The organism is Bradyrhizobium sp. KBS0727, assembly GCF_005937885.2.
GTDB lineage: Bacteria > Pseudomonadota > Alphaproteobacteria > Rhizobiales > Xanthobacteraceae > Bradyrhizobium.
The window spans coordinates 2,281,991-2,296,050 of sequence record NZ_CP042176.1 but is presented as its reverse complement, the minus strand read 5'-3'; the positions used below and the strand labels follow the sequence as shown (position 1 = coordinate 2,296,050).

General features: G+C 64.2%; 14 protein-coding genes. 9 read left to right on the top strand and 5 right to left on the bottom strand.

The genetic code is table 11. The annotated features are described in order from the left end of the window. Positions 1 to 10 precede the first annotated feature (10 nt). The 5 genes from FFI89_RS10465 to FFI89_RS10445 all read right to left on the bottom strand — a co-directional run bounded on the left by FFI89_RS10465 (position 11) and on the right by FFI89_RS10445 (position 2,848). Positions 11 to 856, bottom strand: coding sequence for a GntR family transcriptional regulator (locus FFI89_RS10465; protein WP_138835342.1), 846 nt, complete (start codon positions 854 to 856; stop codon positions 11 to 13). Positions 857 to 1,020: 164 nt separating this feature from the next. Then, positions 1,021 to 1,386, bottom strand: coding sequence for a 2Fe-2S iron-sulfur cluster-binding protein (locus tag FFI89_RS10460; protein ID WP_138835339.1), 366 nt, complete (start codon positions 1,384 to 1,386; stop codon positions 1,021 to 1,023). Positions 1,387 to 1,402: 16 nt separating this feature from the next. After that, positions 1,403 to 1,717, bottom strand: coding sequence for a ferredoxin (locus tag FFI89_RS10455; protein WP_246669413.1), 315 nt, complete (start codon positions 1,715 to 1,717; stop codon positions 1,403 to 1,405). After that, complete coding sequence (locus tag FFI89_RS10450) at positions 1,714 to 2,073, bottom strand: 2Fe-2S iron-sulfur cluster-binding protein (RefSeq protein WP_138835337.1); 360 nt, start codon at positions 2,071 to 2,073, stop codon at positions 1,714 to 1,716. Before FFI89_RS10450 ends, FFI89_RS10455 begins: the two co-directional genes overlap by 4 nt. Positions 2,074 to 2,077: 4 nt before the next feature. Further along, positions 2,078 to 2,848 carry a TenA family transcriptional regulator gene (locus tag FFI89_RS10445; RefSeq protein WP_138835335.1) on the bottom strand — a complete coding sequence of 257 codons (771 nt, stop codon included), beginning with the start codon at positions 2,846 to 2,848 and terminating at the stop codon, positions 2,078 to 2,080. A gap of 349 nt (positions 2,849 to 3,197) precedes the next feature. Between FFI89_RS10445 and FFI89_RS10440 the strand changes: the two genes are divergently transcribed. From FFI89_RS10440 to FFI89_RS10400, 9 genes are read left to right on the top strand one after another with little or no spacing between them, the layout of a single operon-like run. Then, complete coding sequence (locus tag FFI89_RS10440; protein WP_138835333.1) at positions 3,198 to 4,736, top strand: hypothetical protein; 1,539 nt, start codon at positions 3,198 to 3,200, stop codon at positions 4,734 to 4,736. A gap of 15 nt (positions 4,737 to 4,751) precedes the next feature. After that, a complete protein-coding gene (locus tag FFI89_RS10435) occupies positions 4,752 to 6,248 on the top strand; it encodes an aldehyde dehydrogenase family protein (protein ID WP_138835331.1) in 1,497 nt (498 codons plus the stop codon). A 59-nt stretch (positions 6,249 to 6,307) separates the two neighbouring features. Continuing rightward, a complete protein-coding gene (locus tag FFI89_RS10430) occupies positions 6,308 to 6,787 on the top strand; it encodes a heme-binding protein (RefSeq protein WP_138835328.1) in 480 nt (159 codons plus the stop codon). Beyond that, on the top strand, positions 6,787 to 7,809 hold the full coding sequence (locus FFI89_RS10425; protein ID WP_246669412.1) for a 2Fe-2S iron-sulfur cluster-binding protein: 1,023 nt from the start codon (positions 6,787 to 6,789) through the stop codon (positions 7,807 to 7,809). Before FFI89_RS10430 ends, FFI89_RS10425 begins: the two co-directional genes overlap by 1 nt. 55 nt (positions 7,810 to 7,864) lie before the next feature. Next, on the top strand, positions 7,865 to 9,670 hold the full coding sequence (locus tag FFI89_RS10420) for a gamma-glutamyltransferase family protein (RefSeq protein ID WP_138835326.1): 1,806 nt from the start codon (positions 7,865 to 7,867) through the stop codon (positions 9,668 to 9,670). A 32-nt stretch (positions 9,671 to 9,702) separates the two neighbouring features. Further along, positions 9,703 to 10,413, top strand: coding sequence for a DUF1028 domain-containing protein (locus FFI89_RS10415; protein WP_138835323.1), 711 nt, complete (start codon positions 9,703 to 9,705; stop codon positions 10,411 to 10,413). Then, positions 10,410 to 11,399 (top strand): ABC transporter ATP-binding protein, encoded by a 990-nt coding sequence (locus FFI89_RS10410; RefSeq protein ID WP_138835321.1) that lies wholly within the window; start codon positions 10,410 to 10,412, stop codon positions 11,397 to 11,399. Before FFI89_RS10415 ends, FFI89_RS10410 begins: the two co-directional genes overlap by 4 nt. Beyond that, on the top strand, positions 11,396 to 12,505 hold the full coding sequence (locus FFI89_RS10405) for an ABC transporter ATP-binding protein (protein WP_138835319.1): 1,110 nt from the start codon (positions 11,396 to 11,398) through the stop codon (positions 12,503 to 12,505). Before FFI89_RS10410 ends, FFI89_RS10405 begins: the two co-directional genes overlap by 4 nt. A 23-nt stretch (positions 12,506 to 12,528) precedes the next feature. Next, positions 12,529 to 14,040, top strand: coding sequence for an ABC transporter substrate-binding protein (locus tag FFI89_RS10400; protein ID WP_138836260.1), 1,512 nt, complete (start codon positions 12,529 to 12,531; stop codon positions 14,038 to 14,040). Positions 14,041 to 14,060 lie beyond the last annotated feature (20 nt).

Genomic DNA, 14,060 nt, shown 5'->3' with positions numbered 1-14,060 from the left:
CGCCCCGTCTTCACTTTGCCTTGACGGCAGAATTGCGCTTGCGGCTCGCCGGTCGCGCCTTGCCGACGGTACGCTTCTGCTCAGCAGAAAGCTCTTGCGCGCGGATCGCGAGCAAAGACGCTTGCGACACTTCGCTATTGCCGCTTGCTGTTTCGACCAGCGGAAAAAGCGGAATCTCTCCATCCTCATTGAGCCCGACCAGAAAATCCATTCCGGCCCGCATTACATGTTCGGAGGCCAGCGTGGCGGCCGCACGCTCGTCGCCTTCGATGATCGCCCGCAAGATCGCGGCGTGTTCGTCCCAATTGCGCGCCTGCCGGGCCGGATTCATCGGCGAGAACAGCATCGCGGTCCTTTCCCGCAATCGCTGCATGATATCGCCAAGCACGGTGTTCTGCCCTGCGGCCGCGAGTTCGCGGTGAAACTGCTGGTTCAGATCGAACAATTGCTCAAACCGCCTCGCGGTGACGGCCGCCGTGCCCTTGTTCAGAACGGCCTCGATGCGCTTGATGATCTGCTTGTCCTGACGGCGCGCCGCCAGTCTGGCGTTGTGCCCCTCCAGCAGCGCGCGCACTTCGATGGTCTCGCGCGCTTCCTGCTCCGTCATCGTCGCAACCGCCGCCCCGCGTCGCGCGGTGACTTCGATCAGCCCCTCGGACGCCAACGCACGAATCGCCTCGCGCACGGGGTTACGGGATACGCCCAGTTCGTCGGCCAGCCGGCCCTCGACCAGCCGTTCGCCCGGCTTCAATCGTCCGGACAAAATCGCCTGACGAAGCTCGGTAACGACGCGGTCATGCAGCGAGGAATGGTCCTCGCCGAGCCGACGCTTCGGAACCCCGGTGGTAAGCACCATATCGTAAACCTATCTCAAGAACCGAACGGCAAGCCTGCTGGAACATGATGATCAACGCGCTCAAATGTCGATCGCCCTGGTGCTTGCACCAACGCAGGCTGCTTGCGGCCAGTCTACCGGAGTCGCGTTGATTTGCCATCCCGTTGCGGCCCAGCCCATCCTGGCTACTGCTCCGGCTCGTCCCGCGGCGGCATCGCCATCGCCGGCACCGGCTCGGTACGCGGAACAGGCGCGCGACGTTCCGCCAACGGTACCCAGGACACGCTGACGTCGCCATGCAGGAACGTCTGGCAAGCCATTCGGTATCCCGCCTTCACCTGGTCTTCGGTCAGATGCTTGCGTTCCTTGGGCTTGACGGCATCGGTATGCTCAAGCCCGGCCTCGATCCTGCATTTGCACGTGCCGCATAAGCCGCCGCCGCACTTGAAGGGAATGCCGCCCTGCTCGCGTAGCGAGACCCGCAGCAGATTGCTGTCGGCCGGAGCGCTGGCCACTTTGCCGCCGTTAGTCAGGAATGTGACTTGAATCATGTCGCGACCGGAAGGTTCAGCTTGCGGACAGCGGCATCTTGCGCAGCTCGGTATCCATGTGACCGAACGTCGTCAGGTGCTCGAGCTCCTTCAGCGCCTGCGCCGTGGTCTCGAATTTTTCGAGGAATTTTGAGGGCACCTCGTTGACGATGGCAGTATCGTCCTCGACCACGCGTATCTTGACGCGCTCTTGAACCAGCTCCGCGATCACGAAATGCGCCTTGATATGCCCATAGAACCTGTAGTCGTAAGCCTCCAGAGGCCGCAGCCCGTCGACAGCTTCGGTCCTGAACTGTCCAGGCTTGCTCGTCAGGATGACATACATGCTCATTCCTCCTTGCTGCCTACGCCTTGCGGAACGACGGCCGACACAGCCGACCAGGGCTCGATCGGGTTCTTGTCCTGCGCCAGCTCGACATCGTGGCTGAGCCACAACTGGCAAATCAGGCGGTAGCCGTCGTCCAGCCGGGGGCCGAGCTGCTTCCGTTCCTTCCAGTTCGGCTCCGGCAGCTGCCCTGCTCCGTTGAGAACACGGCAGGCGCATTTTGCGCATTTTCCCATCCCGCATCCGTAGCGCAGATGCGGAAAGGGAAACTGCTTGATGCCGGCCCGGACCACCAGGTTGGTGTTCTCGGCGATCTCGCCCTGGTAGACGTGGCCGTCGCGATGAAGAATGACGGTTGGCACCTGATCAGGCCTGCAGCAATCGACGCTCGTCCTGCGGGACCTTGCGTTCGGCGGCCTCGAGTTCGCTCATCGGCACCTCCTGCGCGACATAGTCCCAGTACAGCGCCGTGGTGTAGAGCAACCGCATCTGCGCGCCGACTTCGCAGATCTTCAGGCAGCGCTGCTGCAGCTCGACGGTGTCGGCATGTTCGAGAACGATCTGATAGCCGCGTTCGCCATGGATTTCGTCGGACACGATGTGGAGATCGAAGAACTCGACTTCCTCGTCGCTGAACTTGTACTTCTCGCGCAGCGTCGGGGTTTGCTTGCGATAGATCGATGGCACCTGCGATTCCAGCCCGACGACCAGGCCGGCGACCGCGACGATCGGATCTTCACGCATGGCGACGGAATAGCACCAGCTCTGCAGACCGCGCGTCGTGGCGGTCATATTGTCGGGATCGGTCACCCGCTCGCGTGTGGTGCCGCAGGCTTCGGCGAAACGAATCAGCAGGTCGGTATGACGGTCGCCGCCAATCTCCTCCTCGTACATATTGGCGAGCAGGAAATCCTTCGCCTCGGTGTAACGATCCGGCATCCGCGCATAGATATAAGCGAGGTAGTCCGCGAACGGTCCGACATAGTGGAAGTGGTTCTCGGCCCATCGCGCGAGATGGGCGCGGCTGAGCTTTCCGCTGGCCCAGGCAATGCTGAACGGCGCCTTGTTGGCGCTTTTGCCCTTGATCGCATTCTCAAGCGCGGTGCGGAATTCCACGTGGTTCATCAATTCGGGCATCTTCGCTCTCCCTTTATGGCGAATTGGCTGCTACGCCTCGTCCGGCTGCAAAGCTCATGATTGAATATTGTATACAATCCGAAGCCCGAGTCAACCCGGTTGACGACGGTTGCGCTTTTGCCTGTGCAGAAAAACCTCGCCGCCGAAAATATAGCGCAATTTTCCTTGAAAAAGCCGCCCTCGCGCCAGCCTTGAATCGCTACACCGCCGTCCCGGGGCGAGCACCCGGCCACACAATCCAGATCCAATGTTGCAGTTTTCTATTGCATTTTGGAATACAGTATACAATTCTGCCGCTGAAACGATATCGCGGAAACAATCCGCTTTTTGCCGGTCTCTGGGGGGAGCCATGACAAGTCACATTACCATCGGCGCGGCGCACTGGGTCTATCTCGCCGGGGTCACCGTCATCGTCGTGACCATGATTTTGCGCGCCAATGTCGTCGTGCCGTCCGTCATCGCCACCCTTCTGGTGACGCTGGCCTGGACGCAAAGCCCGGTGACGGCCGTCGGCAGTGTCTTCAATGCGAGCTTCACGGCAGCGAAGGAGCTTTTCAATATCTTCCTCGTGATCGCGTTGATGACGGCGCTGCTGAATGCCCTGAAGGTGCTGCGTTCGGACATCAGGATGGTCGAGCCGTTTCGCGCGGTCATGAAAAACGGTCATGCCGCATATTTTGTGCTCGCCGCGATTACCTATGTGATTTCCCTGTTCTTCTGGCCTACGCCCGCGGTGCCGCTGGTATCGGCGGTGCTGCTGCCGGCCGCGATTGCCGCCGGCCTGCCGCCGCTCGCCGGCGCAATGGCGATCGCCATTGCCGGCCAGGGCATGGCGCTCTCGTCCGACTACGTGATCGGCGTCGCTCCGGGCATCAGCGCGAAGGCCGCCGGCGCGGCGGTGAACGTGGCGATGGTGGCCGATCGGGCCCTGGTGCTGTCGTTGATCACCGGTTCGATCGCCCTGTTGCTGGCCTACTTCTCGATCCGCAAGTCGATCGTGCCGCCGAGCAATTCGCTGCTCGAGCGATGGCAGGCGCAATCGAGCAACGGCGACCTGGCCCGGATCGAAGCCGAGGGAACCTTCGACAAGGCCGAGATCGCGCGCGGCACCAGCCAGGAGCCGCTGGTCAGCGACGCCCAGGTTTCCAAGGAACTGTCGATGATCGGCCGGAAGCGGATCGGATGGTCGAAGTTCTTTGCCATCGCGACGCCGCTCGCCTTCCTTTGTGTGATCGTGCTGATGATGATGTCCAAGCTCGGCTACGGCCGCGATCTGAAGGGCGGCGAAGCTGCCGCCCTGGTCGGCGGTGTCGCGGCACTGCTGATGGTGTGCGCCGCATTCGCCACCGACGGGCTGCGCAAGGCGCTGGATTCCAGCGCCGACCACGTCACCGAGGGTTTCGTTTTTGCTTTCCGTGCCATGGGGTCGGTGCTGCCGATAGCGGGCTTCTTCTTTCTCGGCGCCGGTGGCGATCTCGCGGCCTCGATTCTCAACGTGCCGGTCGCGCAAGCACCGAGCCTTCTGTTCGAACTGATCCAGAGCGCGCAAGGCTGGATTCCCAACAGCCACATCCTGGTAGCTTTCGGCGTCCTGGTGGTCGGAATGATCACGGGAATCGACGGGTCCGGTTTCGCCGGCCTGCCGCTGACCGGCTCGCTGTCCGGCGCGCTGGCGCCGGGCGCCGGGCTCGACCCCGCGACATTGGCCGCGGTCGGTCAAATGGGCGCGGTGTGGACCGGCGGCGGCACGCTGATCGCGTGGTCGTCGCTGATCGCGGTAGCCGGCTTCGCGCGCGTGCCGGTGTTCCAGATCGTGAATTCGGTGCTGGTGCCGGTGCTGACCGGACTTGGCGTATCGACGTTGTGCGCCGTGATGTTGTGGAACTAGCGAAGGGTAAAGGCCATGAAGGACGCTGCAGTATCGGTGACGCGCGCTGAGCCGGCGCGCGCCGGAATCGAAAAGTTCAAGAACTACATCGATGGCGCATGGGTGGCGGGTCGGACCGGCGAGTATTTCGACGACGTCAATCCCGCCGATACGTCCGACATCATCGGCCAGTTCCCCGCCTCTTCGGCGGCAGACGCCGAAGCGGCCGTGCACGCGGCGGCTGCGGCCTGCGCGAGCTGGAAGAAGACCCCGGTCACCGCGCGGGCGCGGATTCTTAACGGCGCCGCCAGCTATTTGGAGACGCATGTCGATCGATTTGCGGAGGAATTGACGCGGGAGCAAGGCAAGGCGCTCGGTCTGAGCAAGGACGAGATCCTGCGCTCGGCGCAAACGCTGCGCTTCTATGCCGTCGAAGGTCAGTCGTTTGCAGGCGAGACCTTCCCCAATGACGATGCCGACATGGTCGTCTACACCCAGCGCGAGCCGCTGGGTGTGGTCTCGGTCATCACGCCGTGGAACTTTCCGGTATCGATACCGGCGCGAAAAATTGCACCGGCGCTGATCGCGGGCAACACCGTGGTATTCAAGCCGTCGTCGGACGCGCCGCTGAGCGGCTATCGTCTCACGGAGGCCTTCGCCGCCGCGGGAATTCCAAACGGCGTGCTCAATTTCGTCACCGGCCGCGCCGCCGATGTCGGCCCGGCGATCAGCGTGCCGCCGGTCGTGCGCGCCATTTCCTTCACAGGATCAACCTCGGCCGGCGAGCAGATTCATCGCTCGGTCGGCTTCACCACACGCACCCAGATGGAGCTCGGCGGCAAGAATCCGCTGATCGTGATGGAGGATGCGGACCTCGACAAAGCCGTCGATCTGACCATCAAGGGCGGCCTGTCGCTGAGCGGACAGGCCTGCACCGGGACCAGCCGTGTGCTGGTGATGAAACAGATCAGGGCGGCATTCACCGACAAACTCGTAACCAGAGTGAAGGCGCTGAAGATCGGGAGTGGCCTTGTTGCCGGAAACGATATCGGTCCGCTGGCGACCGCGCGCCAACTGGAAACCGTCCTGCGTTACGTTGAGATCGGCAAGCGTGAGGCAACGTTGCTGTGCGGCGGCGAACGCCTGAGCGGGCCGTCCTACGACCGCGGCTATTACGTATCGCCCGCGATCTTTACCGATGTCACGCAGGACATGCGGATCGCGCGCGAGGAGATATTCGGGCCGGTCATCGCCATCATCGAGGTTACAAGCTACGCAGATGCGATCGCGAAGGCCAACGATACCGAGTACGGCCTGTCGGCTGCGATCGCGACGCGCAATCAACGTTACATCCACGACTTCGCGAACGACATCGAATCGGGAACCGTCAAGATCAACCGCACCACGACAGGCAACCTGATCAATGCGCCGTTCGGCGGGCTCAAGCGCTCCAGCACGTCGACGTTTCGCGAGTCGGGTCGCGCCGGTCTGGAGTTCTACACCCAGATCAAGACGGTGTATCGCGGATGCTGATCCGACGACTGCCCTGAACCATCCGTCAACACCTGCAATTCGAACACCGGGACAATCACATGAGAGCTTCATTCAAGCTGGAACTCGAGGAGGCGCGTCATATGGTTGCCGCGGCGATCCGCAAATCCAGGGAGATCGGCGTGCTGGAAACAGTCTGCGTCGCCGATGACGGCGGCTATCCGCTGGCGTTGGAGCGGATGGACCGCGCCAGGGTGACGGGTCCGCAGATCGCGTGGAACAAGGCCTTCACGGCAGCCGGTCACAAGCGTTCGACCCATCTGTTCAATCAGCCACCGAACGGGCCCGCGCTTCCCGGTAACGAAGCGTTCGGAATCCAGTGGAGCTTCGAGGGCAGGTTCGCCGTTTTCGTCGGCGGCTTTCCGATTGTGGTCGACGACGAGGTCGTCGGCGGGATCGGCCTCAGCGGCGGTAATGGCGAGCAGGATACCGCCTGCGGGCTGGCGGCGCTGCAGGCCCTGCAGGAGTTGCTGGCGCCGAAGAAGCATCGGGTGCTGGTCCTGGCCGACATCAAGATGTGATGGGCCAGATGGTCTATCGGGTGCAGGTGGCCGAGACAGAGCAGGCGTTCGAGGTGACCCCGGACGAAACCATCCTCGCCGCGGCGCTTCGCGCCAATGTCAACCTGCCGCACGACTGCAAACTCGGTGGCTGCGGCACCTGCCGCATCAAGCTGGTTGAAGGTTCGGTCAGCTACGCCGAGTTCCCGCTGGCGCTGACGCCGGATGAGGAAAGCCGGGGTTACGCCCTCGCCTGTCAGGCGATGCCCGCCGGCGATCTGGTCATCGAACCGGCACGCGGTCTGGCCGAGATGCCGCCGCCGGCGCGCCACCTCGCCGTGGTCAGGGCCGTTCGACCCGTCAGCGCCCTGGTCACGCATCTGGCGCTGGAAGTCCCGGCTGCCGCTTCCCTGGACTACCGGCCGGGGCAATACATGAACGTCGTATTGCCTGACGGGACCACGCGCAGTTTCTCGATGGCATCGATCCCGCGCGACAATCGGGTCGATTTTCAGATCCGGGAGATCGAGGGTGGGTCCTTCACCCACGGCATGCTGCGATGCATGCAGGCCGGTGACGAGTTGGAGGTCGAGCTGCCGCTTGGCGCTTTTCACCTCCATGCCGAGGATGACCGGCCGCTGTTGATGGTTGCCACCGGCACCGGGATCGCGCCTATCAAGGCGATCCTGGAATCGCTGATGGATCATCCGGATTGTCCGCCGGCCAGCCTGTACTGGGGCGGGCGCACGGCCGCCGACCTGTTCCTGCTCGACGACATCCGGACCTGGGGCAGACGGCTATTCGAGTTCAATTTCGTGCCGGTGCTGTCTCGCGCCGATGCAACCTGGGAGGGGCGCAGGGGTCACGTGCAGCATGCCGTTACCGCTGATTTTGACGACCTCTCGGAACATGCTATCTATTTGTGCGGGTCGCCCGCGATGATCATCGACGCCAAACTGGCTTTCATCGACCGGCGCGCCTCAATGGAGCACATCTACAGCGAAGGCTTCAGCCACCAACGCGCGCGACCCGTTCCGGCATGACCAGGTTGTGGTCGCGCACGGCCGGGGAACCGGCCAGTGAGAAAGAACCCAACCGTTGAGCAACATCAATCCCGATCCGTTCACGACCCGTCCGGAAATCGAAGGCACGTTCGGCGTAGTCACCTCGACCCATTGGATCGCGACCGCGGTCGGCATGGGCATCCTGGAAAAGGGCGGCAACGCCTTCGACGCCGGTGTCGCCACCGCCTTTACGCTGCAGGTGGTCGAGCCGCATCTCAACGGCCCCGGCGGCGACGTTCCGATCATTGTGCATGATACCAAACGCGGCCGCACCGAAGTCATCTGCGGCCAGGGCCCGGCGCCGGCCAAGGCAACCATCGCCCATTACAAGAGCGAGGGGCTGGAGATGGTGCCCGGCACCGGTCTTCTGGCGGCCTGCGTGCCCGGCACGTTCGAATCCTGGATGTTGCTGCTGCGCGATTACGGCACGATGCGTTTGCGCGACGTGCTGGAACCCGCCATCGCCTACGCCGCCAACGGTTACCCGCTGGTCGAGCGCGCGGCGGCCACCATCCAGATCGTCGAGAAACTGTTCAAAAAGCATTGGCCGACCTCGGCCGCGGTCTACCTGCCCAACAATGAGGTGCCGAAGCCCGGCACGCTCTTCACCAACAAGCAGCTCTCGGAAACCTACGCCCGCATCCTGAAGGAAGCCGAGAGCGTCGGCTCCGATCGCGTGGCGCAGATCGAGCGCGCGCGGAAATCCTGGTCGCACGGCTTTGTCGCTGAAGCCATCGACAAGTTCTGCCGCACGCAGGAAGTCATGGATGTCAGCGGTTCGCCGCATAAGGGCGTGCTCACGGCCGACGACATGGCGCGCTGGCAGCCCACCATTGAAGCCCCCCTCACCTACGACTACGGCCGCTACACCGTCTGCAAGCCCGGCGTCTGGAGCCAGGGCCCGGTCATGCTGCAACAGCTCGCGCTGTTGAAGGGGTTCGAACTCGACGGGCTCGATCCCGCTGGCCCCGACTTCATCCATCTGCAGATCGAATGCGCCAAGCTTGCTTTCGCCGACCGCGAGAAATTCTACGGCGATCCTGACTTTACCGACATTCCGATCGCGACGCTGCTGTCGGACGCCTATAACGACGAGCGCCGCAAGCTGATCTCCAGGGACAAGGCCTCGCTCGATTTCCTGCCCGGCTCGGTCGAAGGGTTCGGTTCGATCGTCAAAATGCGCCGCGCGGAAGGCCACCGCGAGGCGGTCGGCGCGATGGGCGCGGGCGAGCCGACCGTCGGCCGTTTCGGCGAAGTGCGCGGCGACACTGTGCATTTCGACATCATCGACCAGGCCGGCAACATGATCTCAGCGACGCCGTCCGGCGGCTGGCTGCAGTCGTCGCCGGTTATTCCGGAACTCGGCTTCTGCCTCGGCAGCCGCGCCCAGATGTTCTGGCTGGAGCAGGATCACCCCGCGGCGCTGGCGCCGGGCAAGCGTCCGCGCACCACGCTCTCGCCGACCATGTGCTACCGCGACGGCGAGCCCTACATGGCCTGGGGCTCGCCCGGCGGCGATCAGCAAGACCAATGGACCACGCAGTTCTTCCTGCGCCACGTCCATGCCAAGCTGAACCTGCAGGAAGCGATCGACGCGCCGGCCTGGCACTCCGAACATTTCCCGATCTCGTTCTGGCCGCGCACCGCGCGCCCCGGTGTGCTCGTGGTTGAAAACCGTGTGCCGAAGGCGACTATCGATACCCTGAAAGGCCGCGGCCACGTCGTCGAGGTCGGCCCCGACTGGTCGGAAGGCCGCCTCACCGCCGCTTCCAAGGTTGGCCGCCGCCGCCGCGCCGCCGCCAATCCCAGGGGCATGCAGGGCTACGCGGCGGGACGCTGAAGGTAGGGCGGCTTGAAGACGGTTTGCCAAACATGACCTGGTCGATCATCGCCCGCGATTCCCTGACCGGCCAGATCGGCATCGCGGTCGCAACCAGGTTTTTCGCGGTCGGCGCCCGCGTGCCGCATATCGCGGCCGGCATCGGCGGCGTCGCGACGCAGGCGCTGGTCAATCCCTATTACGGCATCGACGGCGTCAAACTGCTGCGCGAGGGGCACGCGCCCCGCGACATCATCGATACGCTGACTGCGGCCGACAGTGGCCGCGAGAGCCGGCAACTGCACATCATGGACGCCAACGGCCGCATCGCAGCCTTCACCGGCCGCGAATGCGTCGACTGGTGCGGCCATGTTCAGGGCGACGGCTTCTCCATCGCCGGCAACATGCTGGCCGGCGCGGCCGTGCTCGACGACACCGCGAAGGCCTTAGTCGCCAACGCCAACCTTCCTTTTGCGCAGCGGCTGATCGCGGCCATGAAGGCCGGCGAGGCTGCGGGCGGCGACAAGCGCGGCAGGCAGTCGGCAGCGCTCCTGATCCATGGCGAGGAGGAATGGTCCGATCTCGACCTGCGCGTCGATGACCACGCCGATCCGCTGGCCGAGCTCGAACGGCTCGAGCAGGTAAGCCGCGAGCGCTGGGTGCCTTTCCGTCCGTTCCTGCCGACGCGCAAGAACCCGGCCGGGATCACCGACCGCGCGAAAATCGACGCAAGCGTCGAAGCGGCAACCACGGGCAAGGCATGACGGCAAGCCCGCTGATCGAAATCGAGGGCCTGCGCGTCGTCTTTCATGGCGACGACGGCCGTTCGACCCATGCAGTCGACAGCGTCGACCTCAGCGTCGCCAATGGCGCGACGCTCGGACTGGTCGGCGAATCCGGCTGCGGCAAGAGCGTGACCTCGCTCGCCATCATGGGGCTTTTGTCGAAACACTCCGCTGAGGTCTCGGGCTCGATCCGTTTCGACGGCTTCGACCTGCTCGACGTCCCCGACCAGACGCTGCGCGATCTCAGGGGAAATCGCCTGGCGATGATCTTCCAGGAGCCGATGACCTCGCTCAATCCGAGCTTCACCATCGGCGACCAGATCATGGAGACGATTCTGCGCCATCGCGGCGGCACGCGGCGCCAAGCCCGTGAGCGCGCGATCGAGCTGCTGCGCCGCGTCCATATCCCCTCGCCCGACAAGCGGATCGACGAATATCCGCACAAGCTTTCCGGCGGCATGCGCCAGCGGGTGATGATCGCGATGGCGCTGGCCTGCGACCCCCGCCTGCTGATCGCGGACGAACCGACCACCGCGCTCGACGTCACCCTGCAGGCGCAGATCCTCGACCTGATGCGCGAGCTGAAGGCGGCAAGCGGGGCTGCGATCATCCTGATCACCCACGACCTCGGCGTCGTCGCCGAGGTCTGCGACGAGGTGGCGGTGATGTATGCCGGCGAGATCGTCGAGCGCGCCGCGGTGAACGAGCTGTTCGCCAATCCGCAACATCCCTATACCGTCGGCCTGCTCGGCTCGATCCCGCGGCTCGACCGCCGCACCTCGCATCTGGCGACGATCGAGGGCATGGTGCCGAACATGGCCAACCCGCCGACCGGTTGCCGCTTCGCCGCGCGCTGTCCCTTCGTCGTCGCTGCCTGCATCGCCGCACCGCCGCCGCTGGCCATGGTGAGCGACGGCCACGCCTCGCGCTGCATCAGGGCGCCGCTGGAGAGGCTGGTGTCATGACCGCACTGCTGGAAGTCGAAGGCTTGGTCAAACATTTCGTCGCCGCCCGCTCGGTGTTCGGCCGGCCCACCGCCTTCGTCAGGGCGGTCGACGGCGTCAGCTTCACCGTCGAGGCCGGCAAGACGCTGGCGCTGGTCGGCGAATCCGGCTGCGGCAAGTCCACCGTGAGCCGGCTGGTGCTGCGGCTGATCGAGGCGGATGCGGGCAGCGTTCGCTTCGAGGGCCGCGACCTCGGCGCGCTGGACGCCAACGCGTTGCGGGCTTTCCGGCGCGACGCGCAGATCATTTTCCAGGATCCGTATGCTTCGCTCAACCCGCGCATGACGGTCAGCCAGATCCTGACCGAGCCGCTGGCGCTGCACGATCTGGTGCCGTCGGCGCGCCGGCGCGAACGGGTCGAGGAATTGTTGCGGCTGGTCGGGTTGGAGCCACGATTCGCGCGCCGCTATCCGCATGAATTTTCCGGCGGCCAGCGTCAGCGTATCGCCATCGCCCGGGCGCTGGCGGTGCAACCGAAACTGATCATCTGCGACGAACCGGTGTCGGCGCTGGATGTTTCGATCCGCTCGCAAATCCTCAACCTGTTGCGCGACCTGCAGGACCGGCTTGGCCTCGCCTATATCTTCGTCAGCCACGATCTCGCCGTGGTGAAGCACATCGCCGATCGGGTCGCGGTGATGAACCTCGGCACCATCGTCGAGACTGCGGAGGCGCAGGCGCTGTTCGCCGCGCCAGAGCATCCCTATAGCCGCGCGCTGCTGTCAGCCATCCCGGTGCCGAGGCCGCAGGCCAAACGCAGCCGCATCGTGCTGGAGGGCGAGATGCCGAGCGCGCTCAATCCGCCTTCGGGCTGCCGCTTTCATACCCGCTGCCCGTACGTCATCGCGCGCTGCCGCACCGAGGTGCCGCCGCTGCTCGCCGATGCCGCCGGACACGCCACCGCCTGTCACCGCACGGCGGAGCTGCCGCCGGCCGAAAACATCGTGCCGGCCGACGGCGGCTTTTCGCCGACACTGGAAAAATTGGTCGCCGCCTTCAGCGGCGGTACGGAAGGTCTGACCCCGGCCGGGGTTGGTATATCCGGAACACGGCCGGCGGTGGTGTAATCGTGGAGATGGGGATGGCAGCGATGAAAATCTTGCGTTTGGCAGTCACCGCGGCGGCGCTGCTGCTGTCGTTCGCGGCGAGCGTTCAGGCCCAGTCCACGCTGCGGATCGGGCTGGCCGAGGATCCCGATATTCTCGACCCGACCATGGCGCGCACCTATGTCGGCCGCATCGTGTTCGCGGCGTTCTGCGACAAGCTGTTCGACATCGACGACAAACTCAACATCGTGCCGCAGCTCGCCCTGAGCCACGAGACTTCGCCCGACGGCAAGGCGGTGACGATCAAGCTTCGGCCCGGCGTCAAGTTCCACGACGGCGAAACGTTCGACGCCGAAGCCGCCAAGTTCTCCATCGAGCGCCACATCACCATGCCTGGCTCGTTCCGCAAGCCGGAGCTCGCCAGCGTCGACCATGTCGAGGTGGTCGATCCCCTCACCATCAGACTGGTGCTGAAGGCGCCCTATTCGCCGCTGATCGCGCAACTCACCGACCGCGCCGGCATGATGGTGTCGCCCAAGGCGGCCAAGGAGGCCGGCGACAAGTTCGGGCTGCGTCCGGTCTGCGCCGGACCCTACAAATTTGCCGAGCGCGTCCAGCAGGACCGTATCGTGTTCGAAAAATTCGCCGACTATTGGAACAAGGACAATATCTTCATCGACAAGGTCGTGTTCCTGCCGATCGTCGACGCCACGGTGCGGCTCGCCAATCTGAAGTCCGGCGGGCTCGATCTGATCGAGCGCGTGCTCGCGACCGACCTCAAGGAGGTTCGCGCCGATACAAGGCTGAAACTTTCGACCGCGATCGAGCTCGGCTATCAGGGCGTCACGTTGAACATCGGCAAGGACAAGGCCAAGGGACCGCTGAGCCAATCCGCCAAGGTGCGGCAGGCGCTCGATCTGTCGATCGACCGGGAAGCCATCAACCAGGTCGTGTTCAACGGCGAGTTCAAGCCGGGCAATCAGTGGGTCAACCCGGATCACCCCTATTACCAGAAGGCGTTTCCAATTCGGCCGCGCGACGTTGCGAAAGCCAAGGCGCTGCTGAAGGAATCCGGCGTCACACCACCGGTCAACGTCGATTTCATGGTGCCGAAGGGCGCCGAGACCGAAGCGGTTGCCCAGGTGATGCAGTCGATGGCGGCGGAAACCGGCTTCGACCTGAAGATCAGGGTCACCGAATTCGCGACCTCGCTGAAGCAGGCGGAGGCCGGCGAATACCAGGCCTTCATGCTGGCCTGGAGCGGGCGGATCGACCCGGACGGCAATGCCTACATCTTCCTGCACACGGACGCGCCGCAGAACTACAGCGCCTGGAGCAATGCGGGCGCCGACAAGGCGCTGGATGACGCACGGCTGGTCACCGACATGGCGCAGCGCATGGCGCACTACGAAAAGCTGACCAAACTGGAACTGGACGACGAAGCCATCCTCTACCTCTACCATCGCCGGATTATTATCGCCCACACCACCAGGCTCGAGGGCTACACGCAGATGCCGGATGGGCTGGTCCGCGTCGTCGGGTTGAAGCTGAAGTGAGCGCGGTCAGCGCCAACATC

What these genes read in the sequence shown, in the direction of transcription:
- FFI89_RS10465 (WP_138835342.1), bottom strand. Translation starts at nt 856, where the DNA reads ATGGTGCTTACCACCGGGGTTCCGAAGCGTCGGCTCGGCGAGGACCAT.
- FFI89_RS10460 (WP_138835339.1), bottom strand. Translation starts at nt 1,386, where the DNA reads ATGATTCAAGTCACATTCCTGACTAACGGCGGCAAAGTGGCCAGCGCT.
- FFI89_RS10455 (WP_246669413.1), bottom strand. Translation starts at nt 1,717, where the DNA reads ATGAGCATGTATGTCATCCTGACGAGCAAGCCTGGACAGTTCAGGACC.
- FFI89_RS10445 (WP_138835335.1), bottom strand. Translation starts at nt 2,848, where the DNA reads ATGCCCGAATTGATGAACCACGTGGAATTCCGCACCGCGCTTGAGAAT.
- FFI89_RS10440 (WP_138835333.1), top strand. Translation starts at nt 3,198, where the DNA reads ATGACAAGTCACATTACCATCGGCGCGGCGCACTGGGTCTATCTCGCC.
- FFI89_RS10435 (WP_138835331.1), top strand. Translation starts at nt 4,752, where the DNA reads ATGAAGGACGCTGCAGTATCGGTGACGCGCGCTGAGCCGGCGCGCGCC.
- FFI89_RS10430 (WP_138835328.1), top strand. Translation starts at nt 6,308, where the DNA reads ATGAGAGCTTCATTCAAGCTGGAACTCGAGGAGGCGCGTCATATGGTT.
- FFI89_RS10425 (WP_246669412.1), top strand. Translation starts at nt 6,787, where the DNA reads ATGGGCCAGATGGTCTATCGGGTGCAGGTGGCCGAGACAGAGCAGGCG.
- FFI89_RS10415 (WP_138835323.1), top strand. Translation starts at nt 9,703, where the DNA reads ATGACCTGGTCGATCATCGCCCGCGATTCCCTGACCGGCCAGATCGGC.
- FFI89_RS10410 (WP_138835321.1), top strand. Translation starts at nt 10,410, where the DNA reads ATGACGGCAAGCCCGCTGATCGAAATCGAGGGCCTGCGCGTCGTCTTT.
- FFI89_RS10405 (WP_138835319.1), top strand. Translation starts at nt 11,396, where the DNA reads ATGACCGCACTGCTGGAAGTCGAAGGCTTGGTCAAACATTTCGTCGCC.
- FFI89_RS10400 (WP_138836260.1), top strand. Translation starts at nt 12,529, where the DNA reads ATGAAAATCTTGCGTTTGGCAGTCACCGCGGCGGCGCTGCTGCTGTCG.